The organism is Burkholderia sp. E168m22 (genome assembly GCF_001319805.1).
Lineage (GTDB): Bacteria > Pseudomonadota > Gammaproteobacteria > Burkholderiales > Burkholderiaceae > Burkholderia > Burkholderia orbicola.
Window position 1 is genome coordinate 1 of record NZ_BBSK01000069.1, and the last position, 23,603, is coordinate 23,603.

A 23,603-nucleotide genomic window follows, 5' to 3' on the forward strand; every position below is an offset into this window, starting at 1 on the left:
TGGATAAGTTGTTCGGTCGCGATTGGCGAGATCTTGCGCAGCAGATCCCGTGTATGTACAGCTCCGGACGTGTGGTACCAGAGGAGGAGGCGTGAGATCAATTTATGCTAGGGCTGCAAGCTCAGCCGTTGACATACGCTCAGTTCACGGCCTCGCTGACTGCGGAGAGATTTTCTCCGCAGTCAGTATGGTTGATGAGGCGAATGTTTACTCCTGAATCAAGAAGCGATTACGGTTCTTGACATCTTTGATCCAGGCCGGTGCGCGGCCACGACCTGACCATGTGGCGCCGGTTTTCGGATCACGATACTTCGCTTCTACTGGTACTTTTGCCGTCTGCGCTACCGGTCGCCCGCGGCGCCCGCCAAAGATGTCCTTTTCGTTGATGCCATACTCGGAAACTTTCGAGCGAATGTCGTCAACAATGGCCTGAAACTCAGCAATGCGAGCGGCTTCAGTTTTCTCAGCCAATGCATCCATCTGCGCTTTCAGCTCTTTGTAACTCGCCATCTAGTCCTCCTCTGGTTGTACTGTGGACATGATAGCTGGTTTCATGTGAGCTGAGCACTCCGCCGTGGCCACAGCAAGGAATCTACAGAAGTGCTCAATGTCAGTCAGTGCAAGAGCTGTCGAAAAGCTATGTCGGTGCCATCACGGACTGCAGATCTGTTGTCTTTAGGTGTGGGTTGCTTGAGGGCGAACAAAAGTATAGGAGAAATCCCGCTTCGCCCTGCCACGTTGGCAGACGAGGAGTGGCAGTCAGCCTTTAATGTGGCAATATCGGTAGAAAGCAATAATAGTATCTTAGGGGAATAGCGACATGTGGCACGACATTGAGGCAGAAGTTGATTTGCTCAACTTCGGAGTGGTTGCTCGCGCGGCAGCGGATTTGATTCGACAGGCGGGCGGCGCACCGCTGACCATTGGTGTGTCGGGCGGTTGGGGCACTGGCAAGTCGACACTCGTAAAGTTGACCAAGGCTGACCTCGAAACCGGGGCGGCGAAGGGGGCTCCCGAATCTAGAGCGTATGTCGTTATGGAGTTTAACGCGTGGCTCTATCAAGGGTATGAGGATGCGCGCCAAGCACTCCTACAGTCGGTCTCAGACCGGCTCCTCGAAGAGGCGCAAGGGCGTAAGACATTTGTCGACAAAGCGCTAGATTTCGCAAAACGCGTTCGGCTGCTGAAGGTGGCGCGCATCACCGCACCGATGCTCGCGCACGCTGGCGTTGGCTCGGTCGCCGGCGGCCCTCTGGGTGCTTTCATCGGCGCGGCGACTGGTTTCGTGAAGGGCCTCTCCGACGAGGCGAAGAGAGAAGAACAGCTGACAGCACTAAAGGATGCCTACGCTGCTCTCAAACCTGAGTTGAAGGAGCTGATTGCTGAGCGTCAGGAAGACTCTTTACTCAAGGAGATTCACGCGCTCAGGGAGACCTTCGCAAAGCTGCTTGCCGACATGGGTGTCACTCTCGTTGTGTTTGTCGACGACTTGGACCGATGCCTGCCTCACACTGCTATCGCAACCTTAGAGGCCATGCGACTACTGCTGCACGTAAAGAACACGGCATTCGTAATCGCCGCGGATGAAAGCATGATTCGCGGCGCGGTCCGAGCGCACTTCGCAGGGGTAGATATAGAGAGCGGGCTGGTGACGAGCTACTTCGACAAGCTCATCCAGGTTCCGCTCAAAGTGCCTCGGCTCGGTGTGAACGAGGTGAAGGTGTACCTCGCGTTGCTAATGGCTGAACTGGCCGTGAGGCAAGGGCAACTGACTCCGAAGGTTCAGGCGCAAGGGCAGGACGCTCTTCTTCAACTTCTGAAGACTGCTTGGGGAAAGGGCATCGCGCGCGACGACTTGGCAAAGGTGTACGGTAGCGAGGCTAAAAGCATCTCGAACTCACTGGATATCGCAGACCAGCTTGCACCACTTTTAGTCAGCGCGAGCGATATCGCTGGCAATCCGCGACTCATCAAGCGTTTCCTGAATAACCTCATGATTCGGCTGACCATCGCGAAGGCGATGAATATGCCTATAGCCATCGAGCAATTGGTGAAGGTGCAGCTACTCGAGCGCGTGGCATCGCCAGCGGCGTTTGAGTTTTTCGTCAAAGCGGTCGCTTCTAGCCTTAATGGCGAGGCCGAGTTTTTGGAGGCACTAGAAGTTGCTGCGCAGGCGGACGACGAGTACGTTGCGCCGCACCCCTCGTGGTCAACGTCCTTTTATCAGCAGTGGGTGCGTTTGAGTCCTCGCTTGGCAGGTTCGGACCTGCGAGCCCTTCTGCATCTGAGTCGAGACCGCTCGCTTGGACTGGCGGCCTATGACGAGCTGTCTGAGGAGGCTAAGCGGCTTCTGGAGGCGACGATGGAGGCAAAGGAAGTTTCCAATGTCCTGGTAACCCAGCTCATGGCGCTGAGCCAAGCGGACGTATCGCGCATCCTTACCCGGGTTATTCGAAAGGCTCGAGATGGGCAGTGGGACACCGTAGATCTTCTGCGCTGCTTGAACTGCACCGAGGCCCATCCTGAGCTAGGTGGGCAGTTTGTTCAGGCACTGGAGGAAATTCCGCCGGCTCAGAGGCCCGTCGCAATCCTCCCCAAGCTGAAGAACAAACCTTGGGCAGCGCTTCTGCTCGCAGACTGGCGCGACGACCTGGAGTCGACTGAGCCGGTCAAGAAGTACCTGAAGACGTTCAAGGGGGGGAATTGATGGGAACTTCGACTTCAAGCCGTGGGCCTGGCCCGAATGTGAGTCTTGATCCTCCTTGGCTTGACGACGTGCTCGAGGGGCTTGGGGGCGACACGGTTCCGGCTACGGATGATGAACCGGTTCCGCCAGAGGGCGCACTTGGAACCGCTCAGCCTGCTCGTTTCGCTGAGGCGCGGCGCGAGCTAAAAAAATTCATCAAGAGCGGTAACACCGACAGCCTTCGGGACGCCCTCGGACATTACTCACGTAAGGGCAGCGGAGGGGCCAGTGCAGCATCGACCCGAATGCGCGCCGCGACGCGAGCCGGCGCAGAACTATTCTCCTTTCTCAACGCAGTTAGCCAAGGCAGCTCCGTTGAGGCGCGACAGTGGGTGCATGACCTGCAAAGCGGCAGTCCGACCGCGGATGACGTAGTCGACGCCATTGTCCGGGAGCTTTCTCCGCCGGGTGGCAGTGCCGATGAAGAGGCGCTTCGTGGTTCAATGGCGTCGGCGCTAACGGAACTTGTCTTGGACAACCCTGGCATAGACCTAATGCATCTGCAGACGCCCGACATCTGGGAGCTCATGAAGAATTACCTCGCATTGGAGGTGACTCATCGGCTTTGCTTTGACCTCGGTCCACTCTTGGAGAGTGCGAAGGTCGACCCAGCCATCGCGGTCCAGCGCGAGCGTGAAATGCGCATCTTCATCAAGTTAGAGATCGGTGAACACCTTGATCTGCTTCGGGGCACGAATCCAAATCCTACGCGGTCGAACCTGGACGCGGTCTTCCAGGAGACCCTGAAGATGACCTTTGAACTGTTCGAGGCAGGTTTATGACACGCGTGTTTTGTGGACCGAAGGATTGCATTCCTACTGAACGAGAGTTCGGAGTCGACTACGTCTCGATGTACGAGCACGATGGCCTGGCGGACGTGAGTACGGTTGGAACGGCGCTCATCAAGGACATCGTCGCTGCTGGTGTTGCCCCGAGCGCTCGGAGCTGGGACTTCTTGACACTTGCACTGGCCGTGAACGCAGCCGACAACGTCCTCGAGCGAGCGCAAAGTCCGGACGGTTGGACGCGGCAGATAGAGCTGGAGGTGGTGCTCTACGAGCCCGAACCGTACCAGGCCCTGACCGCGAAGATTGAAGAGGCCTTACGTTTCCTAACCGGCGATTTCTGGACGCTCACCTTTACTGATGGCGGCTATCCCCCTCCGCGGCCAAAGATGCCGACCATCTTCAATGCGGACTGTGTTTGCTTGCTATCCGGCGGCCTGGACAGCCTTGTGGGAGCGCTTGACTTGACCGAAGAAGGCCGCCACCCGTTGCTTGTGTCCCAAACCGCCAAGGGTGATAAGGAGACGCAGAGTCGCTTTGCGATCGGACTGGGCGGGAACGACCGGCATCTGCAATGGAACCAGAATATCCGTCCGAAGGTGGAGGATATCGAAGGTTCGACGCGCGGGCGATCCATCGGCTTCTTCGCGTTCGCGGCGGTCGCTGCAGACCATCTCGCGACTACGATCACTGCATTGCCGAGACCCGTTGAAGTCTTCGTTCCAGAGAACGGGCTCATCAGCTTAAACATACCGCTCAACCCTGGCCGAGTCGGAAGCCTTAGCACCAAGACCACACATCCGGTGTTCATGGCGCGGTTACAAGCGCTGTGGGATGAGCTTGGAATTCGTGCCGTGCTGCGTCTTCCGTATGCGGCGATGACCAAAGGGGAGATGATGGCCGAATGCCGGGCATCTACAGTGCTAGCTGATGTTGCCTCGGAAGCCACGAGTTGTGGTCGTTTCGTCCGGAACGGCTATAAACATTGCGGCCGCTGTGTTCCATGTTTGGTTCGCCGTGCATCATTTATTCGAGCCAACCTCCGAGACGACACGACTTACGTGTATCCCTCACTTCGAGGAGCGCAACTCGAAAACGAGCCCAACGACATCGGTGCAGTCGCAGTTGCGGTTTTGAAGGTCGAGCAGAGTGGCGTCCGCCTCTTCACTGCTGGCCAGCTGTCCTTCGCAGAGCCAAGCCTCCGAAGAGAGTTCGAAGGCGTCGTGCAACGTGGCTTAGCGGAACTGGGCGTGCTTTTGCGGCAGGAACAAATCCTGTGATTGACTTCCATTCACACCTTGACCTGTATCCCGATGGCCTCAAGCTTGCGCAGGAGGTGAACAGAAGGAACGAGTTTACCCTCGTGGTCACCACTAGTCCGCGCGCCTACCGGGCAACGTCGAATGTGTTTCTCGGTTTGAAGAACATCAAGGTGGGAATCGGCCTGCATCCGGAAGTGGCTGCCGCCAAACAAGGAGAGCTGGGCGACCTTATTGAGGGAATCTCGCGAGCACGTTTTGTTGGCGAGATTGGGATGGATGGTTCCCCCAGATTTCGAGGCTCACTTTCTGTGCAGGAGAGAGTCTTCCGAGCGGCCCTCGCTGAATGCGGACGGTACCAAGGAAAGGCGATGAGCATCCACTCGCGCGGTGCTGCACGCCGAGTCGTGGAACTGCTGGCTACGACGAAGCATGCCGGCGTACCCGTGCTTCATTGGTTCTCGGGCGGGTTCGCTGAACTTGAGACTGCTGTTCGCATTGGTTGTTGGTTCAGCGTTGGCCCTACGATGCTCGAGGGTGAGAAGGGGCGGGCGCTGGTGGCGCGAATGCCTCTACACCGAGTGCTACCTGAAACGGATGGTCCGTTTACGAGCGTGGGCGGGATACAACTGCAGCCGTGGGATGCATGGTCCGTGCGAGCCCCTCTGGCGGCAATATGGGGCATGCAGGAAGATGAGGTAGGGGAGCAGATGAAGCAGAACCTTCAGCACTTGCTGCGGCTATCAGGTTGAACAGGACTTCGGTCAACCAGGCGTACGTCCGTGCGCCGCGCACGCAATCCCTTTGCGCACTGCCTCAAACCATCCAATACGGGAGTCACAGATGACAGTTGCCTTCAACTACAAGCGCACGGCAAAGCGCTTCGGGGACGCGCGTGACCTTGCGACGTTCATGAATCTGGTCGACCGCTGGACCCGAGGGATTCCGACCCTCGGCTACCGCATGTCGCTGTTTCGCGGTCAGGAAGACGAGTCATGGTTGCTCAAGCCCGGTATTGCTCGCCCCCAGTACGCCAACCGCGTCAGGCCCGGTACCGAAAAGAGCATGCTGCGCGAATTCAAGCAGCGCGGCATCCCGCACCTGGAGTCGACGGTAGAACTCGCCGATGCCGACTGGCTGGCGATCGCGCAGCACCATGCGATGCCGACCCGGCTGCTCGACTGGACTGGCAGTGCGCTTGCTGCGTTGTGGTTTGCAATCAAGCGGCCAGCTATCAAGGGTGACGACGGCTCGCCCAAGGCGGCCGCCGTCTGGCTGCTAGCGGCGACCGACGCGGACATGATCGATCTAGACGAGCGCTCGAACCCGCTAGAGATCACTGAAACGAAGCTCTTGAAGCCGCGGCATGTATCACGGCGGATTGCAGCTCAGGACGGTTGGTTCAGTGTGCATCGAGGGGTCGAGGACGGTCTGGGGATGAAGTATGTCTCTCTCGACACCAACGTGCATTTCAAAATGCGACTGAGCTACATCCGGATCCCGCCGGACGCGTTCGGTCCCATGCGCGCGCAGTTGCAGACGGCCGGCATCAACCGCGGTGTGCTGTTCCCCGACCTCGACGGGGTGGCAGGCCGGATCGCGGACGCGATCCTATATCCCGACGATCAACCGACGCCAGGCGCCGGGAATCTTTGAGGCACGCGATCGGCCCCGCGTCCTACCAAGTGGGTGATTTGTCAGATTCACCGTTCTCGGGGCCACTGCCGTCTACCCTCGCGCCCGGGGGCCAAGCGGGCGAGGGCGCCGCCTAGACGCCCCCCGTCCGCCGCTCCCCTGCGCATTGCCGCCAGCCTTTTCCCGTATCGAACCCGACATCGGCTCAAGGACCCCCAGGAGTGCAACTTGAGCACCCACGACTGCAATTTGATCGATCAACGCCGCCAGGACCCTGGCATGGCAGTTGTGATTCTTCAAAGCACGACGGCGACATTCATCTGAACGCGGTGGCGACGGACAGGGCTGCGAGCCTATTGCAGTTGCACCTGAACACCACTCGACCTTCGTGGCTCGCTTCCGGTGACAACATTGGTGCGCTACGCGCGACTTCATGAATTCACGAGCATTTCGCATTTCCGGGCTGACAATGACTGGCGAAGTGATACTTTTACTTGTCAAACGGCGATAACTATATTTTCGTTTACGCCAATGTGATCGGATGGATGTCAAGCACCACGAATTCTGGTGTTCCCTGCAAGATCGCGGCAAAATTATTATGATCCTGCATTTTTTTGGGACGAAGACTTGATGCGACAGGTCGGCTTGATTCTTGAAGACGGGTTCCAACTGATGGGGCTGGCTGCGCTGGCGGCCTTTGAGCTCGCCAATGCTGAGCTTGGCGACGATGGCTACCTGCTGACTTTACTGTCCGAACATGGCGGCACGGTCCACTCCTCGATGAACGCAGGCATTGAAACCGTGCCGGTGGACATCGTGCCCGATACGCTTATGGTGGCTGGCGAACTGGTTCCCAAGAGCGTTTCGGCCGGACTGTGCGCCTATGTTGCCCGCGCCGGTAGCGAAGCCAGACGGGTGGCAGGGGTTTGCACAGGTGCCTTTGTGCTGGCACAGGCGGGTCTTTTGGATGGGCGCACGGCAACGACCCATTGGGCGCATGCGCGCGATCTGCAGTTGCGCTTTCCGAAGGTGCGGGTGGATGACGACCGTATCTTCATCCGTGACGGCAATATCTGGACCTCGGCGGGCATGTCCTCGGCGATCGACCTGACGTTGGCATTGCTTGAAGATGATCACGGCTCAGCTCTGTCCCGGTCCATCGCCCGCAAACTGGTCGTCTATCATCGCCGCCCGGGCGGGCAGTCTCAGTTCTCGGCGATGTTGGAGCTGGAACCGCGCTCCGACCGAATTAAGCGCGCCCTGACCTATGCGCGCGAAAACCTGCGCAATCCGCTGTCGATCGAGGAACTGGCCGAAGCAGCCAGCCTGTCGCCGCGCCAGTTCAGTCGCGTGTTTCGCGAAGAGACGGGGCAGTCTCCAGCCAAAGCGGTCGAGCGGCTGCGCCTGGAGGCCGCGCGTGTGATGCTGGAGGATGGGCGCCATCCGCTAGACATCGTTGCACGCGACACCGGTTTTGTTGACCGCGACCGGATGCGGCGCGCCTTCCTGCGCAACTATGGGCAAGCGCCCACAAGCCTGAAGCGCGACCCGAAGCCAATGGAAGACGGCACAGTCACATGACCTGATTAGACGCCTTTACGTCATTCAAGCTTCCCTGTCTCGAGATAACCTGCCGGCATCACAACGGGATGGGGGAATGACATGGGCGACACCTCGCGCATCGGCTGGCTGAACACTCGCCGTGGCAAACTCGCCACCATGCAGGACGGACCGGACGGTGGCGTACCTCTGGTTTTGCTTCAGCGTTTCCGTGGCACCATGGACGACTGGGATCCGGCGTTCATCAAGGTCTTGTCGGCCGACAGGCGGGTGATTCGGTTCGACAGTGCCGGCATCGGTCGATCCGAAGGTCGAGTGCCGGAAACGATTGCCGAAATGGCGGTAGTCGTTGCCGAGGTCGTCGAGGAACTGGGGCTAGGGCAGGTCGACGTCCTCGGTTGGTCTCTCGGCGGCGTTGTCGCTCAACAGCTTGCGCTGGACGCTCCACATCTCATCCGTCGCCTGATTGTCGCGGGGTCCAGTCCGGGCGGCATCACGGACGGCCCTCAGCCTCACCCCCGTGTGCCGCAAGTCATGTCACACAGCGTAAACGACGCCGCCGATTTCCTGTTCCTGTTCTACCCCGAATCCGAAACAAGTGTCGCTGCGGGCAAAGCTTCGCTGAATCGCATTGCCGAGCAGTCGCATGTGGGGCCAGCGGTCACGGCCGAGGCTTTCATGGCGCAGATCAAGGCCATTTCGACTTGGCCGGGCGTCTTGCACCGCGCAAAAGAATTGCGCATGCCGGTCCTGGTCGCCAACGGCGCGCATGACGTCATGTTGCCGGCCTATCGGTCCTATGTCCTGTCGCAGCAAGCGCCGGATGCCAAGCTGATTCTCTACCCTGACGCGGGCCATGCTTTCCTGTTCCAGGAAATCGACGACTTCGCGGCGCAGATCGATCTGTTTCTGGAGTAATGGTCCTTCGGCCGCTGCCTGGGGAGAGCGCAGGATTCTCATGGGAACCAGCTGACGACCGGGTATTCGTTCCCGTCACGAGTCTTGCATGACTGTTATCGCCGTTTATATGTCATTTGAGGTGCAACCCAACTCGCGCATAGTTCATACATCGAAAGCGCCATGGTGGCGCAAGGGAAATGAAGAATCATGCAGATGACGGGCAATACCATTTTCATCACGGGCGGCACTTCCGGCATTGGTCGCGCGCTGGCCGAGCAGTTTCACGCACTAGGCAACAAGGTCATCATCGCCGGGCGCCGCAAGGCTCTGCTCGATGAGGTCACGACAGCCAATCCGGGCATGGAAGGTGTGGCGCTGGACATTTCGGATGCGGCCGACATCGACCGCGTCGCAGCGCAGTTGATTCGCGACTATCCGTCGCTGAACGTGTTGATCAACAATGCCGGGATCATGCCGTTTGATGATCCTTCCGGCCGGATCGATGATTCCGTCTCCCGCCAAATCCTCGACACGAATCTGCTGGGTCCGATTCGTCTGACCTCGGCGTTGATCGAGCACCTCAAGGCGCAGCCTCGCGCGACGATCATCCACAACACCTCGGTGTTGGCCTATGTGCCGATCGCGACCAACGCGGTCTATTCAGCCTCGAAGGCGGCGCTGCATTCGTATGCATTGTCGCAACGCTTCATGCTCAAGGGCACGAGCGTGTCCGTGCAGGAAATCGCGCCTCCGTGGGTCGACACCGACCTCATCAAGAAGAGTGGCGACCCGCGCGCCATGCCGCTCGATGCATTCATCGCAGAAACGATGAAGGGCCTGGCGACCGAAGAGCCCGAAGTCTTTGTCGAGGCGATTCGCGCGCTGCGCGACAATCCCGGCCTGGGCGAACACGCGCTGATCGATGGCTTCAACGCCGAGATCGCCGCGAACCCTATCCCGGTCTGACGCATCCGGCCATACCATTGGGTCCGCACGGGTGCGGACCCACATCAACGAGACTCGCGTCATGAACGTGTCGCTCGCCGTGAACTCCCGAGCCGCGCTCATGCCGGCCGGGTTCCTTGCCCTCGGAACGTTCGCCATCGGCACCGAGGGCTTTATGATTGCGCCGCTGCTGCCGGTCATGGCCAAGGACTTCGGTTTGCCGGTCCCGACCGTTGCGGTGCTCGTCATCGTCTTCACCCTTGTGTTGGCGCTGTCATCACCGATCTCCACGGTTGCCACCGGCCGGATGGCGCGCAAGTGGGTCTTGCTCGCAGCCATGTCGCTGTTCGCCATCGGCAACGTGACGGCGGCGGTGTCCGCATCGTTCGCCTTGCTGATCGGAGCACGGGTATTGATGGCTATCGCTGCAGGCCTGTATGTACCAGCGGCCAATGGGCTCGCCGGTGTCATCGTGCCGCCGAGCATGCGAGGCCGCGCACTCGCCATCGTCAGCGCGGGCCAGACATTGGCCATCGCACTCGGACTGCCGCTAGGCGGGATGATCGGTCACGCTTTCGGTTGGCGTGCGACCTTTCTGCTGGTCGGCGCAATGAGCGTCATCGCCATTGCGGGCATCTTCGCGGGTATTGCCCGCGACGCCGGAGAGGGAGTTGCCGTGGCGAGCCTGCGCGAACGTGTGTCCGTGATCCGCCAGGCTCCGATTCAGCGCTTGCTTGGAGTCAGCCTGTTCTGGTCGATCGGCGCCTTTGCTGCCTATCCGTACATCGCGGAATACCTGGATGCCGTCCTTGCTTTCGGCCCGAATGCAATCACGGCGACGGTTTCTCTATGGGGGCTTTCTGCGGCAGCAGGGGTGATGACTGGAGGTGTGTTCAATGACCGCTTCGGGGCCAATCGGGTGGTGCACGGATCGCTGATGCTGCTGGGCCTGTCGTTCCTGGCGCTGGCTATCGCCTCGCGTCTGCCGCCGCAGGTTGCCCTGGTTCCGGTGCTTGTTGCAGTCGCTGTCTGGGGCTTTACTGTCTGGTCGTACTTCCCGGCCCAGATGTCGCGGCTCATCGCGGCCGGCGCGCCGGCGCAAGCGCCGGTTGCCCTCGCGCTCAATACGTCCACCATGTACTTCGGTTTTTCTGTCGGCAGTACCTTGGGCGCCGCAGTGTTGAGCTCAGGCGCTGTCTGGGGCATCGGAGCCGTGGCGGCGCTGGCCGAACTGATCGCCTTGGCTCTCAACGCGGTCCTTAGCAGAAACGCCCGTGCCTGAAACTGGACGATGCTTGTACGGTGCCCTCGGTGCCTGACCGATTCAATCAACAAGACTTCTATCAAATTTCGATGGCGAATGGCTCGCCCGCGAAGACAACCTCAAATGGAGCTGACCAAATGACTGCCCGGATCAATACGCCTGCCGCTGCTGCGGCCACTGGCGCGACCGCCGACGTTTTTGCCACCATCCGCAAGGCGGTGGGCATGGTTCCGAACGCTTATGCGGCCATCGGTGCTCTGAATACGCCTGCGCTGCAGGCGATTCTTTCCGCCGACGCGGTGCTCTCGAAGGGCTCGCTGTCCGCACAGGATTGCGAAACGATCAAACTCGTGGTCAGCGCCATTTCCGGTTGCGACTACTGCGTGGCAGCACATAGCCTGGCCAGCAAGGCATCCGGTATCGCGGTCGATGCCGTGCGCGCGATTAGGGCCCTGGAGCCCACTGGTGACGCACGTCGCGATGCGCTGATTCGGTTCATTCGGGTTCTTCAGGAAAGCCGCGGAACAATTGCGTCAGAGGAATTGGAGGCTTTCCGGTCAGCAGGATACTCGGACGAGTCCGTCGTTGATGTTGCTCTGGCCATCGCGCTCATCACGTTCACGAACGTATTCAATCGAGTGAATAACACGGTCGTGGATTTCCCCGCGTTGAAGTAGGGCATCCGCTACTGGGCAGGAACTCGATGCTCCGCAGGAGTGTCATTCGTCGTCGATCGGACTGTCGACAGTGTGCCGGGCGCGGCCACGCAATCGACGTTCCGGTGCCTGCGGCATGTGCGGCTGATGTTTGAGCTGCTGGACTGTGCAATTGGCGAGCACATGCCGAAGCCGAATCGCTGACGATCGAATCGAATGATGATATCGACAGCTTCTTTCGTTTGATGTCTGAGGCGGCGCCCTTGAACTATCAGGTGATGCTAATGATTGGCATCGCGATGCAGGTTCAGGTGGCGTCGACTTTTCCGATCAGTGGGTGTGTCCACCTTGACGCTCGGCGTTCGCGGTCATTTGTCGGTCGAAGACCGATGTCCGCGACGGAAATCGTGATCGGCAATGTCGTCATATCTCCACGCGACACAAGCGTGGCACCGGGCTATTGCGTGTCGTTCGTCGAGGGCGGCTTGACGTCGCCAGATTGGCGACTCGATTGGGCGTGGTGAGGACAGGATCAACGCCGCTCATGGAGGTTGATCGGCCGAGAACGCGAGATCAATTACTCGTCCCGCGCGTGCCAGTTCGTCAGGCAGCTTCGCTTAGTTCCTCGGGCTGATCTTCGATCGAATTGCGAACGGATCTTCTCACCGCCTGAGGAGTCAGGCCGTAACTGCGAACGAACGCTTCGCGGAGGTGATTGCGGTCGCGAAATCCCGTTTCGCGTGCAATGGTATCGAGCGTATGCCGGCCACGCTCGATCAGGACCCTTGCCGCTTCGAGTCGCAGCCGCTTGATCGCGTTGGCAGGAGACTCGCCAGTCTCCGCGAGGAAGATGCGCGCGAATTGCCGAGTGCTGATATGTGCGGCTCGTGCGAGATCGCTGACGCGCAAGGGCTCTGCCAGATTGGCGCGGGCGTATTCGAGCGCGAGTTGTATCCGGTCGGACTTGGGAGCTAGTGCCAGCAACTCGGATTGTTGCGATTGCCGGCCCGAACGTCGTTGATTCATCACGAGTGCACGCGCAACCGAGTTCGCAAACTCGGGGCCGATATCTTCTTCCACCATACCGAGCGCGAGATCCATGGCTGCAGTCAGCCCGGCGGACGTCCAAATCGGGCCATCGGTAATAAAGATCCAGTCGCGCACGACTTGGGCAAGCGGCAAGCGCCGTTGCAGTTCGTCTGCATAGGCCCAGTGGGTTGTGGCACGTCTTCCATTGAGCAGGCCCGCCTCGCCGAGGATGAACGCACCTGTACATAGCCCGGCCACGCGCCGGGCACTGCTGCCAATCTCTTTGATGAATTGAAGTTCGGCGGCCGATGAGGTCCGGGTGCCCGGATTAATCACACCTCCGATCATCCATGTATCGGCTGCAGCGGCCGTGTTTGCGGGTTCAGTCAGAACCGAAAGACCGAGCGACGAACGAACCGGCCCGCCGGCGACGGAAACATTCGTTAGATGGTAAATCTGCTCTTTTGCTACGACGTTCGCAATCTCGAACACAGCCTGAGTCCCGATTGCCATCACCTGGAAACCTTCCGTCAGGAGAAAACCAATTCGATGCATTTTGCCCACCAAGTCTCTCATCAAAATGGTGAATTATAGGGGGTGTAATGAAGTAATGCAGGGATCCGAAATTATTTTTATAAGGTAACGATCATTTGTGTAGGAACCCGAATTTTATTGTGGGAATTGACCACGGAACGTTGTGCGCCGACATCTTGTCGTCACATCCCAACATATGGAAAGGCCGTGCTTCGGTAGATGGATACGTTCTGATGGTGCTGCACCAAAATAGGGCTGTTTGTAGACTCAATGTGACGCGTTGGATAGGGTCGATGATTTGTCTCAAATCATACTCATAAATGTCCTTTGAGAATTGGTAAGCAGCGTTGATCATAGGAGCCGCGGCAATGCAGCATCAGTCAGGTTGGGCATGAAGAAGGTTACGTGCGACGGTGCACCATGAACCGCGTGACAACAGTTCGTGCTCTTTCATAAGTTATCGATTTTTTTGTCAGAAAGATGAGCAGGCACGCAAGCAATACGCGAGATTCAAGGGTGCGATATCGCGCCGGGAACCGAGTGGGCTGCAACGCCGGACTGATCAACAGAGATATCGGTACGATGCGAGACGACGAAATCGCCATTGCGAGTGCGGCCGATGCCGAACTGAAGCGTGATTGCTCACGCCTGCGCGACGATGCCCCTATTGGGGCATTGTCTGGTCTGAAGGCCGTGCTCGGCTTGCCGCTGAGTGTTTTGCAGGGTTCCGCGCGGAGTCTTCGTGATCTGGATTTCTCTATCACCCTGCCCGGGCCGAGCTACACGGTGCTCTGCTGTTGGTCGCAAAAGAACGAGGTTCAACAGAAGCTTTTTCAAAGCACCGAGCAGATTGATCCGGCGGTCGTCAGTACGGGGATGAAGGTCCGTAGTGAAGGCGTGCAGAGAGTTCGTACGCATGGCCGAGAATGGGGGGGCAAGTGGCTACCTCATCGTTCGCTTGCCGAGGCAGTCACGTATCGGTATCAAGCACCTACTGGCCCCTGAATGCAGTTTCGATGCGTCGACGTGCAGGCGAATGAACTGCTGATCAGGATCAATCAATCGCACGACTGAGATCGCAGGCTCACAGTCTGTCTGCGTTGCAAATCGTGAACAACAATATTAGATCATCCGTGTGTTGGATTTGCTGGAGAATTATATTGTCTAATTTGTTTATGGGTGGAAATATCTAATAGAGCGTATCTGATTTATTGTATTTAGATGCGCATTTGCTATATCGAATGTCGTACTCTTCCGTGACCTATTTGCTTTTTTTGATGATTTGTCCGTTTATCGAGGCGCTCAAACTGGATTTGGCATGGATTGGTGTGATATCAGTTTTTGAATTGATGTGAAGTTCTGAACGATTCTGTCTATGAACCATTTAAACTTTGGGGTGAAGAAATGAATAAGGTCGCTCAAAGCATTATCGATGCGCATGGCGGGATCGAGCAATGGCGGAAATTTCGGGAGGTCCGAGCCGATCTGATTCAGGGCGGCGCGCTGTGGGGATTGAAAGGGCAGAGCGGCGTGCTGGATCGCACGCGTGTCTCGGTTGCAACGGATCGCCAGTGGGCATCGCATGCACCGTTCGCGACGGTGGCCGCGCGAAGCGAGTTCACTGGTGATCGCATTGCGCTCCTCGACGACTCGGGGCGCGTCATTGAAGCCCAGGCGCAGCCGCGCGAATTGTTCGCTGGCCACACGCTGGAGACGCCGTGGAATGCGTTGCAGTTGGCCTTTTTTGCCGGATGTGCGATGTGGACGTATCTGAATTCTCCGTTCCTGCTTGCTTTCGATGGTGTCGAATGTGAAGACGTCGGACCGTGGTCGGAGCAAGGTGAACGGTGGCGGAAGATCCATGTAGTGTACCCCGCGACGCTCGAAGTATTCAGCAAGGTGCAGGCAATGTATGTCGGGCCCGACAACTTGATTCGCCGTTTGGATTATGACGTAGAGATTGCCGGAAACACGCCTGGCGCGCACTACGTGAGCGACTATGTGACCGTCTCCGGCATCCGAGTTCCGATGCGTCGTCGGATTTATCCGCGCATGCCTGACGGTACTTCGATTTCCGAACCACTGGTCGTATCAATTGATCTGGAGAACATCGAACTCCTTTGAATCGGTAGGGAGCGATATAGCTCGTCCGACGGGGCGTGTTGTCCCGTACGGAAACGTTTGTGCGTCGACGTGCCACGGGCGATTGAAGCCAGGAAGGCAACTCGTGTCGATAGGCCAGCCGGCTCGACTGGACGTCATGCTACTGAAGCCTATTTGCTCTCGCCGAATTGGGAGTTTAAATTCGCGCGATCGATGTTCCGCATCTGATCGATGCGAGCAGGTTCGGGACGACCATGAGTAAGAATGCAAGTGAGGTCACCGAGAACGCCGGGCGTGCGCTCAAGATGGTCTCGAGCAACAAAGCCGTCTGGAAGATCGTTACGGAAGGTGTTCCGCCATTTTTTTGACTTTGCGGATTTGCAGTGAAGAGTTCCGGGATCAGTGAACGCTCGGATATACGTTGATTTACTGAAGATTGCGTATTTGCAACACGAGGAGAATCCAGATGTCGAATGAGGGAAAGTGCCCGTTTAACCATGGAAAGCGTAACGGGACGACGAACCGCGACTGGTGGCCGAACCAGTTGAACCTCAAGATTTTGCACCAGCATTCGAGCGAGGCGGATCCGATGGATCCGGGCTTTGATTATGCTGAAGCATTCAATAGTCTGGATCTGGCGGCGGTCAAGGCCGACCTGCGCGCGCTGATGACGGCATCGCAGGACTGGTGGCCGGCGGACTTCGGTCACTACGGGCCGTTTTTCGTGCGCATGGCGTGGCATAGTGCCGGCACATACCGGACGGGGGATGGCCGCGGTGGTGCAGGGCGAGGTCAACAGCGATTCGCACCACTGAATAGTTGGCCAGACAACGTCGGGCTGGACAAGGCCCGGCGATTGATCTGGCCGGTCAAGCAGAAATACGGACGCAAGATTTCGTGGGCGGACCTGATCGTACTGACTGGCAACGTGGCGCTGGAATCGATGGGCTTCAAGACGTTCGGCTTCGCGGGCGGCCGGGAAGACTCGTGGGAGCCGGACGAGGACGTTTACTGGGGCATGGAATCGACCTGGCTGGACGACAAGCGCTACAGCGGCGATCGTCAGCTCGAGACGCCGCTGGCGGCAGTGCAGATGGGGCTGATCTATGTGAACCCGGAAGGCCCGAACGGCAACCCCGACCCGTTGGCGTCGGCGCGCGACATCCGTGAGACCTTCGCACGCATGGCGATGAACGATGAGGAAACCGTCGCCCTGATCGCGGGCGGCCACACGTTCGGCAAGACCCACGGTGCGGGTGATGCGTCGCACGTCGGGCCTGAGCCCGAAGCGGCACCGCTCGAACAGATGGGGCTGGGCTGGAAGAGTTCGTTCGGGTCAGGCAAGGCGGGCGATGCGATCGGCAGCGGCCTCGAGGTGATCTGGACGTCGACGCCGACGCAGTGGAGCAACAATTTCTTCTGGAATCTATTCGGCTACGACTGGGAGCTAACGAAGAGTCCGGCTGGCGCGCATCAGTGGCAGCCGAAGGGCGGCGCCGGTGCGGACAGTGTGCCGGATCCGTTTGAACCGGGCAAACGCCGTGTACCGACGATGCTGACCTCGGATATTGCGCTGCGTGCCGACCCGACTTACGAGAAGATCTCGCGCCGCTTCTTCGAGAATCCGAACGAGTTCGCCGAGGCATTCGCGCGCGCGTGGTTCAAGCTGACGCACCGTGACATGGGGCCGCGCGTGCGTTATCTGGGTCCGGAAGTGCCCAGCGAGGAATTGCTGTGGCAGGATCCGATTCCGATGCCGGATCATCCCCAGGTAGACGAACAGGATGTGAGCGCGCTGAAAGCCAAGGTGCTCGCATCGGGTCTGTCGGTCTCAGAACTGGTCTCCACTGCGTGGGCGTCGGCTTCGACGTTCCGCGGTTCGGACAAGCGCGGCGGAGCGAACGGCGCGCGTGTGCGTCTCGCGCCACAGAAGGACTGGGAAGTGAACCAGCCGGCGCAACTGGCCACGGTGCTGGAGGTGCTGGGCGCGCTGCAGGTGGAATTCAACCGTGCGGCCACGGGCGGCAAGCAGGTTTCGCTGGCCGACCTGATCGTGATCGCGGGGAATGCGGGTGTCGAGCAGGCCGCAGCAGCAGCCGGGGTCGAGATCACGGTGCCGTTCACGCCGGGGCGCGGCGACGCAAGCGCCGAGCAGACGGATGTCGATTCGATGGCGGTTCTCGAGCCGATCGCTGACGGCTTCCGCAACTACCTGAAAGGTGCTTATACGATCCCGGCAGAGAAGTTGCTGATCGACAAGGCGCAACTGCTTTCGCTATCGGCGCCGGAGATGACGGTGCTGATCGGTGGCCTGCGCGTGCTCGGCACGAACGTGGGCGATTCGAAGCACGGCGTGTTCACGGACCGTCGCGAAGTGCTGACCAACGACTTTTTCCGCAATCTGCTCGACATGGGCACGGAGTGGAAGCCGACCTCGGAGGCCAACGAAGCCTATGAAGGTCGGGATCGTGCGACGGGCGAGCTCAAGTGGCTGGCCTCGCGTGTCGACCTAGTGTTCGGTTCGCATTCGCAACTGCGCGCGCTGTCGGAAGTGTACGGCAGCGAGGATTCGCAGCAGAAGTTCGTGCGTGACTTCGTTGCCGCGTGGACGAAGGTGATGAACGCCGATCGTTTCGATATCAAGCACAATTAACGGAAGTACGGTCGGATGGCGTGTCATGGTCCGATGCCGTTACGCGCCGTCCGCCGATACGCCGAACATGTATTCAATTCAAGACAAGTTTGGAGTTGCGCAATGAGTTACTTTAAGTCGGGTGACGATACCGAAATTTTCTACAAGGACTGGGGCCATGGCACGCCCGTTGTTTTCTCGCACGGCTGGCCGCTGACTTCGGATGCATGGGATGCGCAAATGCTGTTCTTCGGCCGTCGCGGCTACCGGGTCATTGCGCACGACCGTCGAGGGCATGGTCGCTCGGCGCAGCCGTGGGACGGCAATGATATGGATACCTATGCGGACGATTTGGCTGCGCTGCTCGATCACCTTGACGTGCGCGGTGCGATGCTGGTGGGCCATTCCACGGGTGGCGGCGAGGTGGCGCACTACATCGGCCGTCACGGCACGGCACGTGTGGCGAAAGTGGTGCTGATCGGTGCGGTACCGCCGATCATGCTGAAGACGGAAGCGAACCCGGGCGGCTTGCCGATGGAAGTGTTCGACGGTATTCGCGAAGGTGTTTTGAAGAACCGCTCGCAGTTTTACAGGGATCTGGCGGTGCCGTTCCACAACTTCAATCGTGAGGGTGCGACGGTTTCGCAGGGGACGATAGATTCGTTCTGGTCGCAGGGCATGATGGGCTCGATCAAGGGCCAGTTCGACTGTATCCGGGAGTTCTCGGAAGTGGATTACACCGAGGATCTTCGAAAGATCAACGTGCCGGTACTGGTGTTGCACGGAGACGACGACCAGATCGTTCCGATCGACGCGTCGGCGCGCCGGACGGCCGCGATTGCGCCGAATGTGACGCTGAAGGTGTATCCGGGCGGATCGCACGGGATCGCGATCACGCACGCCGATCAGGTCAATGCGGATCTGCTCGCTTTCTTCGAGAACACGACACGCAAGTAAGGCAGAACTTGGGCCGGATGCTGGCTATGACCGAGTTCGGCCCGGGATCTGCCGATGACCCGAAATGCCGATGGGTGAGCAAGATGGGTCATCGGTCATTGAATCAGCAGACGTAAATTCCAAACCGATTGCATTGTGAGGAGATGATTGGATTTTGACGGGCTTGATACTGCCATTCCTCAGAATTCGTTCGGAGAAAACCATGGAAATCACACTGCAGGCGATGTCGATTTTCACGTACATCGTGCGTGTGGGAAGCTTCACGGCAGCGGCAAAACTGCTTGGCATCAGCGCCGGAACGGCCAGTCGCCTGGTACGCAATCTCGAGAATCATCTCGGCGTGACCTTGTTGCAGCGCTCCACGCGATGCGTGCGCTTGACTACCGAGGGCGCGCAGTATTTTGAGCACTGCGAGCGGGTGCTGGGCGAGATCGAAGAAGTGAAGGCTCATCTCGCCGGCGCGCGGGATGTGGCGCGTGGCCGCTTGTCGGTGGACATCGATCAGGAGATCGCTCATACGGTGTTGCCGCTGATCCCGGAATTTCGCCTGACATTTCCGGAAGTGGAACTTCGCCTAGAAATCGGTGGCGATCCAGGCGGCCTGGTCGAGCACGGAATCGATTGTGCGATCGCGGTAGGGCCGCTGCCGGATTCGTCACTCCGCGGGCGACGCATTGGCGACTTCAACGCAGTGACGGTCGCGAGCCCGGCCTATCTGTCCCGACGCGGCGTTCCGCATGAGCTTGGCGATTTGGATCGCCACGACATCATTCATTATTCCCCCCGCCGTTTCGGCCCCGTGCGTGACTTCAGATATTGCGTGGACGGAGGCGAGGTGAGCTTGAAATTTCCCGAGCGGATCTCTGTTAGTGATGCGCGTTCGGCAGTTCAGTACGCTGTTGAAGGTATCGGAATCGCACAGGTGTGCGGCCGAATGGTAGTGAACGAAATAGCCAATGGACGTTTGGTGAGCCTCTTAGCCGAAAATCGTCCGACATCGCTGCAGATCTTTGCCCTTTATGTGGACCAGCGCTACATTCCGAGGTCGATTCGTGCTTTCATCGACTGGCTCGAGATTCAGCTGCGTTGGAGGAATGCGAATGTGATTGCTCCATCAATGATGGAGATTGGAAAATCGCGCGCATTGCCGTCGTGTTGGGGCACGGACGCTTCGCGCGGCAACACGCAGTTTGCAGCGGAGTCTGAAGGGGCACAGCACCTCGTTTTCGGACGTGCGAAATCCGACGTGCACGTTGAACTGGATCTGACCGCTCTCCATGCGATGCTTGAAATCTGACCGGGTGACGTGTTCTTGTCGGACGGTACTGCGCTTCTGCTTTCATGGAAAGCGTGAAAGACGGAAGTCGATGTGTTGTGCCTTATCGGCGGCTGAGCCCGTTGCGAAGTCAACGTATCTGCAATAGTCAATGTCATGTGTTAACGGGCCACGACGACTGCTTGCATTGCCGTCATCTATCCGGAATACGGGCGCGAAAGGTGCTCGAGCATGATGATGACGCCCGACAATTCGTGTGTCTAGGCAGTGCCGGACCGATTGCATGGGGCGCCGTCTCAGGTGATGGTGGCATGACCGTTGCCGCACCCGTCATCGGCGCTGTTTTATGCGGTCAAGCTGGCAAGAAACTTGTGAAGCTGCGAGACGACCGCTGCTCCGTCGCCGACAGCGGCCGCCACGCGCTTGGTGGAATCATGCCGCACGTCTCCGGCACAAAATACGCCACGGACACTGGTTTCATGCTCTCCAGCCTGTGCGGAAACGTCGGATCCCGTTAGCACAAAGCCGGATGTGTCGACGGTGACCCCACATCCGTCAAGCCACGAGGTGTTAGGTATCGCCCCGATAAACAGGAAGACGTGCTCCGCTTTCTTCGATGTGCGCTTTCCGTCGGAGCCGGCAATCTCGATTTCCTCCAGCTCATCCTCACCGCGAAACGACGCAATCTGCGTATTGAAGTGAATGTCGATGTTGTCCATCGATTCGATGCGATCGATGAGATAGCGCGACATGCTGTCGGATAGATTCGGTCCCCGAACAAGCATGCTGACATGTTTCGCATGCGATGCCAGATAGACGGCGGCCTGTCCGGCCGAGTTTCCGGCGCCGACAAGCACGACATTTTTCCCCGCGCATAGTTTGGCTTCTACCGGAGAGGCCCAGTAATACACGCCTCGCCCCTGAAAACGTTCGATCCCTTCGATCGCAGGCTTGCGGTAAGCCGCGCCTGTAGCTATGACGACCGAATGGGCCCGCACCGTGCCGTTATTACCGAGCCGGAGGCGAAATGGAGACGTGTCACATTCCAGGGCTTCGACATCCACCGGGATCGCGACGCGCGCACCGAATTTCTGAGCCTGGATATATGCGCGTGCGGTCAGTGCATACCCTGATATACCAGCCGGGAAACCGAAGAAATTCTCGATGCGCGCGCTCGCGCCTGCCTGTCCTCCTGGTGCGTGGTTATCCAAAATGACGGCAGCTAGGCCTTCCGATGCTGCATACACCGCAGTGGCCAGGCCGGCAGGGCCCGAGCCGACGATCGCGACATCGAACACTTCGGCTTCATCAAAATCGGGAATGAGGTCGAGCGCTGTCGCCAGTTCGGTTTCGGTTGGCGCGCAGAGAACCTTTCCGTCCGGGCAGATAACGAGCGGATAGTCTGCGGAATCGGTGGGGTATTGATTGACGTAGCGCGCAATCTCCAGATCCGAACTATCGACGACGGTGTAGGGAATGCTGTTCCGTGTGAGAAAGTTCTGAAGTGCATTGAGAATCGGCGAATTTGATTCCGTGACGACGATGATGCCGCTGCCGCCTTCGACGAGTCCAGCTCGCCGCAGGATCAAGGCTCTCATGATGCGCTCGCCGAGTTCTGCTTCTGCGATCATCAGTGCCCGCAGCCTGGCCGGTGTAACTTGAAGTGCGCGGACGTTGCCTGCGGCATCGCCGTCAACTAGGCATCTCGCTCCTGATATCTGGCCAACCTCGGCGACGAAATGATGATCCCCCAGCTCTTTGACAATAATCTGTCGGTTCAGTGCATCCCGGCGAGTGACGCGAATCGAGCCCGAAAGGATGACGAACATACCGAAGCCCGGCTCGCCCACACGGAAGATCTGATCGCCGTCGTTCCACTCGCGGATTTCACCGAATCGCGTGATTCGGTGTATTTCCGCTTCGGTGAGTAATGGGTATCGCTCCCGTTGGTAATCGGTGTCACCAATCGCAACCGGGCTGGACAGTGGGTTGGTATCGCCTTGCTTACCATCATCATTTGAACGCACGTGCATGGCTGAAGTAGAAAGAGAATTCTGGACAGTGTGCGAAATACGGATGTCGATCGCGCTGGGAGGAACATTGCTTGACTCGAGAGCAAAGTGTACGACGTCCGAGGCGGGAGTCCCACTATACGTGGGTATGTAGTCCCGGTGTGACAAGGTTACCGGGCCAGAAGCGGAGCGAGCGGAGTCGGCCAAGTTGGGGGCGCCCCGTCCGCTTGTCCGAAATCCTAGCCGTAAATGTCGTTGTAGAGACTATGGGCGGTGGCGGATTTTCGGCATGATATTCGCGCCAATCGCGGGTGGTTATGGTCGACGGCGCGAGCAGCGTCAATGAGATTGTCCGCACCCTCGCGGAGGTTGCTTGACCGCTGCGGACGCGCTTGCCAGGCAATGTCGGACTGAATCGATGCGATCCGGCATTGCTGCTTCAGCGGCTGTCCGCGCCGGGTATGTGATACGCGAAATATTCGCCGGTGGCGTCGCGCGTCGTGGTATTGACGCACATATAGTGCGGACACCAGGCTTATTCGGAGCGTGCCGTGCAGTGATGGCTCGCTCAGTGGCAGCAACAGAGGCGCGCGCCGGCGGCGCTTCCCCAATTACCGGCCCTGGAGGCTGAATGGTAAACCTCAACATCAACGGCGAAACCCGCACGGTCGACGCCCCCGACGATATGCCCTTGCTCTGGGTGCTGCGCGACGTCGTCGGCCTCACCGGCACGAAATTCGGCTGCGGGATCGCGCAATGCGGCGCGTGCACCGTGCATCTCGACGGCGTCGCCGCGCGCTCGTGCGTGCTGCCGGTCGCGGCCGTCGCGGGCCGCAAGATCACGACGATCGAAGCCGTCGGCGCGACGCCGGCCGGCCACAAGGTCCAGCAGGCGTGGCGCGAGCTCGACGTCGTCCAGTGCGGCTATTGCCAGTCGGGGCAGGTGATGGCCGCCACCGCGCTGATCGCATCGAACCCGAACCCGAGCGACGCCGACATCGACGCGGCGATGGCCGGCAACATCTGCCGCTGCGGCACGTACAACCGGATTCGCGCGGCCGTGAAGCAAGCCGCGAAGGAGGCGTGACATGTCTCGAGGACTGATCGAAGCAGGCAAGGTCGCTGGACAAGCCGCCGGCGCGGGCGTATCGCGCCGTTCGTTCCTCAAGCTCGGCATGTCGCTGGGCGCGGCGGCGGGGGGTGGCCTGCTGCTCGGTTTCAGCCTGCCGGCGGCAGGCGACGATGCGCGGCGCTCGGTGATCGGCGGTGACGCGGCCGAACCGGCGCAGCCCGGCGTGTTCGCGCCGAGC

At 59.0% G+C, this 23,603-nt stretch carries 20 protein-coding genes; 17 read left to right on the plus strand and 3 right to left on the minus strand.

The annotated features are described in order from the left end of the window. Nucleotides 1–207 precede the first annotated feature (207 nt). Nucleotides 208–510: an H-NS histone family protein gene (locus AP428_RS35270; protein ID WP_011546976.1), complete on the minus strand. Its 303-nt coding sequence runs from the start codon at nucleotides 508–510 to the stop codon at nucleotides 208–210. Nucleotides 511–820: 310 nt separating this feature from the next. Between AP428_RS35270 and AP428_RS16200 the strand changes: the two genes are divergently transcribed. The 10 genes from AP428_RS16200 (at nucleotide 821) to AP428_RS16245 (ending at nucleotide 11,771) form a co-directional block, all read left to right on the plus strand. Further along, nucleotides 821–2,707, plus strand: coding sequence for a P-loop NTPase fold protein (locus AP428_RS16200; RefSeq protein ID WP_011546977.1), 1,887 nt, complete (start codon nucleotides 821–823; stop codon nucleotides 2,705–2,707). A gap of 38 nt (nucleotides 2,708–2,745) precedes the next feature. Beyond that, complete coding sequence (gene qatB / locus AP428_RS16205) at nucleotides 2,746–3,528, plus strand: Qat anti-phage system associated protein QatB (RefSeq protein ID WP_227746097.1); 783 nt, start codon at nucleotides 2,746–2,748, stop codon at nucleotides 3,526–3,528. Then, complete coding sequence (gene qatC / locus AP428_RS16210) at nucleotides 3,525–4,811, plus strand: Qat anti-phage system QueC-like protein QatC (protein WP_011546979.1); 1,287 nt, start codon at nucleotides 3,525–3,527, stop codon at nucleotides 4,809–4,811. The genes qatB and qatC overlap by 4 nt, the downstream gene beginning before the upstream one ends. Continuing rightward, on the plus strand, nucleotides 4,808–5,542 hold the full coding sequence (gene qatD / locus AP428_RS16215; RefSeq protein ID WP_011546980.1) for a Qat anti-phage system TatD family nuclease QatD: 735 nt from the start codon (nucleotides 4,808–4,810) through the stop codon (nucleotides 5,540–5,542). The genes qatC and qatD overlap by 4 nt, the downstream gene beginning before the upstream one ends. A 91-nt stretch (nucleotides 5,543–5,633) precedes the next feature. Further along, complete coding sequence (locus AP428_RS16220) at nucleotides 5,634–6,446, plus strand: FRG domain-containing protein (RefSeq protein ID WP_011546981.1); 813 nt, start codon at nucleotides 5,634–5,636, stop codon at nucleotides 6,444–6,446. Between the two features lie 609 nt (nucleotides 6,447–7,055). Then, entirely contained in the window at nucleotides 7,056–8,006 is a 951-nt protein-coding gene (locus AP428_RS16225) for a GlxA family transcriptional regulator (protein ID WP_011546982.1), read from the plus strand. A gap of 81 nt (nucleotides 8,007–8,087) precedes the next feature. After that, nucleotides 8,088–8,903: an alpha/beta fold hydrolase gene (locus tag AP428_RS16230; protein WP_011546983.1), complete on the plus strand. Its 816-nt coding sequence runs from the start codon at nucleotides 8,088–8,090 to the stop codon at nucleotides 8,901–8,903. A gap of 189 nt (nucleotides 8,904–9,092) precedes the next feature. Next, nucleotides 9,093–9,851 carry an SDR family oxidoreductase gene (locus tag AP428_RS16235; protein WP_011546984.1) on the plus strand — a complete coding sequence of 253 codons (759 nt, stop codon included), beginning with the start codon at nucleotides 9,093–9,095 and terminating at the stop codon, nucleotides 9,849–9,851. A gap of 61 nt (nucleotides 9,852–9,912) precedes the next feature. Continuing rightward, nucleotides 9,913–11,112 carry an MFS transporter gene (locus tag AP428_RS16240; RefSeq protein WP_011694847.1) on the plus strand — a complete coding sequence of 400 codons (1,200 nt, stop codon included), beginning with the start codon at nucleotides 9,913–9,915 and terminating at the stop codon, nucleotides 11,110–11,112. Nucleotides 11,113–11,231: 119 nt separating this feature from the next. Further along, nucleotides 11,232–11,771, plus strand: coding sequence for a carboxymuconolactone decarboxylase family protein (locus AP428_RS16245; protein WP_011546986.1), 540 nt, complete (start codon nucleotides 11,232–11,234; stop codon nucleotides 11,769–11,771). Nucleotides 11,772–12,353: 582 nt separating this feature from the next. Here the strand turns inward: AP428_RS16245 and AP428_RS16255 are convergent. Further along, a complete protein-coding gene (locus tag AP428_RS16255; protein ID WP_012339453.1) occupies nucleotides 12,354–13,334 on the minus strand; it encodes a GlxA family transcriptional regulator in 981 nt (326 codons plus the stop codon). A gap of 561 nt (nucleotides 13,335–13,895) precedes the next feature. Here AP428_RS16255 and AP428_RS35275 point away from each other — a divergent pair. The 5 genes from AP428_RS35275 (at nucleotide 13,896) to AP428_RS16275 (ending at nucleotide 20,302) form a co-directional block, all read left to right on the plus strand. After that, the gene (locus AP428_RS35275) at nucleotides 13,896–14,318 is read left to right on the plus strand and encodes a transposase (protein WP_166488168.1); all 423 of its coding nucleotides are present in this window, start codon (nucleotides 13,896–13,898) and stop codon (nucleotides 14,316–14,318) included. Nucleotides 14,319–14,717: 399 nt separating this feature from the next. Then, on the plus strand, nucleotides 14,718–15,437 hold the full coding sequence (locus AP428_RS16260; RefSeq protein ID WP_011546990.1) for a hypothetical protein: 720 nt from the start codon (nucleotides 14,718–14,720) through the stop codon (nucleotides 15,435–15,437). Nucleotides 15,438–15,882: 445 nt separating this feature from the next. Beyond that, nucleotides 15,883–18,069: a catalase/peroxidase HPI gene (katG, locus tag AP428_RS16265; RefSeq protein ID WP_011546991.1), complete on the plus strand. Its 2,187-nt coding sequence runs from the start codon at nucleotides 15,883–15,885 to the stop codon at nucleotides 18,067–18,069. Nucleotides 18,070–18,171: 102 nt separating this feature from the next. Continuing rightward, nucleotides 18,172–19,005, plus strand: coding sequence for an alpha/beta fold hydrolase (locus tag AP428_RS16270; protein ID WP_011546992.1), 834 nt, complete (start codon nucleotides 18,172–18,174; stop codon nucleotides 19,003–19,005). Nucleotides 19,006–19,207: 202 nt separating this feature from the next. After that, nucleotides 19,208–20,302, plus strand: a complete 1,095-nt coding sequence (locus AP428_RS16275) for a LysR family transcriptional regulator (protein WP_011546993.1) — start codon at nucleotides 19,208–19,210, stop codon at nucleotides 20,300–20,302. Between the two features lie 323 nt (nucleotides 20,303–20,625). On the opposite strand, the gene AP428_RS16280 is transcribed toward AP428_RS16275, so the two are convergent. Beyond that, nucleotides 20,626–22,314 carry an FAD-dependent oxidoreductase gene (locus AP428_RS16280; protein WP_011546994.1) on the minus strand — a complete coding sequence of 563 codons (1,689 nt, stop codon included), beginning with the start codon at nucleotides 22,312–22,314 and terminating at the stop codon, nucleotides 20,626–20,628. A 610-nt stretch (nucleotides 22,315–22,924) separates the two neighbouring features. Between AP428_RS16280 and AP428_RS16285 the strand changes: the two genes are divergently transcribed. Further along, the gene (locus AP428_RS16285) at nucleotides 22,925–23,380 is read left to right on the plus strand and encodes a (2Fe-2S)-binding protein (RefSeq protein ID WP_011546995.1); all 456 of its coding nucleotides are present in this window, start codon (nucleotides 22,925–22,927) and stop codon (nucleotides 23,378–23,380) included. A 1-nt stretch (nucleotide 23,381) separates the two neighbouring features. Further along, nucleotides 23,382–23,603, plus strand: a 222-nt coding sequence (locus AP428_RS16290) for a twin-arginine translocation signal domain-containing protein (RefSeq protein WP_156349324.1), incomplete at its 3' end; no start/stop codon positions are given.

Coding starts and splice junctions, on each gene's coding strand:
- AP428_RS35270 (WP_011546976.1), bottom strand. CDS start 510: ATGGCGAGTTACAAAGAGCTGAAAGCGCAGATGGATGCATTGGCTGAG.
- AP428_RS16200 (WP_011546977.1), top strand. CDS start 821: ATGTGGCACGACATTGAGGCAGAAGTTGATTTGCTCAACTTCGGAGTG.
- qatC (WP_011546979.1), top strand. CDS start 3,525: ATGACACGCGTGTTTTGTGGACCGAAGGATTGCATTCCTACTGAACGA.
- AP428_RS16220 (WP_011546981.1), top strand. CDS start 5,634: ATGACAGTTGCCTTCAACTACAAGCGCACGGCAAAGCGCTTCGGGGAC.
- AP428_RS16225 (WP_011546982.1), top strand. CDS start 7,056: ATGCGACAGGTCGGCTTGATTCTTGAAGACGGGTTCCAACTGATGGGG.
- AP428_RS16230 (WP_011546983.1), top strand. CDS start 8,088: ATGGGCGACACCTCGCGCATCGGCTGGCTGAACACTCGCCGTGGCAAA.
- AP428_RS16235 (WP_011546984.1), top strand. CDS start 9,093: ATGCAGATGACGGGCAATACCATTTTCATCACGGGCGGCACTTCCGGC.
- AP428_RS16240 (WP_011694847.1), top strand. CDS start 9,913: ATGAACGTGTCGCTCGCCGTGAACTCCCGAGCCGCGCTCATGCCGGCC.
- AP428_RS16245 (WP_011546986.1), top strand. CDS start 11,232: ATGACTGCCCGGATCAATACGCCTGCCGCTGCTGCGGCCACTGGCGCG.
- AP428_RS16255 (WP_012339453.1), bottom strand. CDS start 13,334: ATGCATCGAATTGGTTTTCTCCTGACGGAAGGTTTCCAGGTGATGGCA.
- AP428_RS35275 (WP_166488168.1), top strand. CDS start 13,896: ATGCGAGACGACGAAATCGCCATTGCGAGTGCGGCCGATGCCGAACTG.
- AP428_RS16260 (WP_011546990.1), top strand. CDS start 14,718: ATGAATAAGGTCGCTCAAAGCATTATCGATGCGCATGGCGGGATCGAG.
- katG (WP_011546991.1), top strand. CDS start 15,883: ATGTCGAATGAGGGAAAGTGCCCGTTTAACCATGGAAAGCGTAACGGG.
- AP428_RS16270 (WP_011546992.1), top strand. CDS start 18,172: ATGAGTTACTTTAAGTCGGGTGACGATACCGAAATTTTCTACAAGGAC.
- AP428_RS16275 (WP_011546993.1), top strand. CDS start 19,208: ATGGAAATCACACTGCAGGCGATGTCGATTTTCACGTACATCGTGCGT.
- AP428_RS16280 (WP_011546994.1), bottom strand. CDS start 22,314: ATGCACGTGCGTTCAAATGATGATGGTAAGCAAGGCGATACCAACCCA.
- AP428_RS16285 (WP_011546995.1), top strand. CDS start 22,925: ATGGTAAACCTCAACATCAACGGCGAAACCCGCACGGTCGACGCCCCC.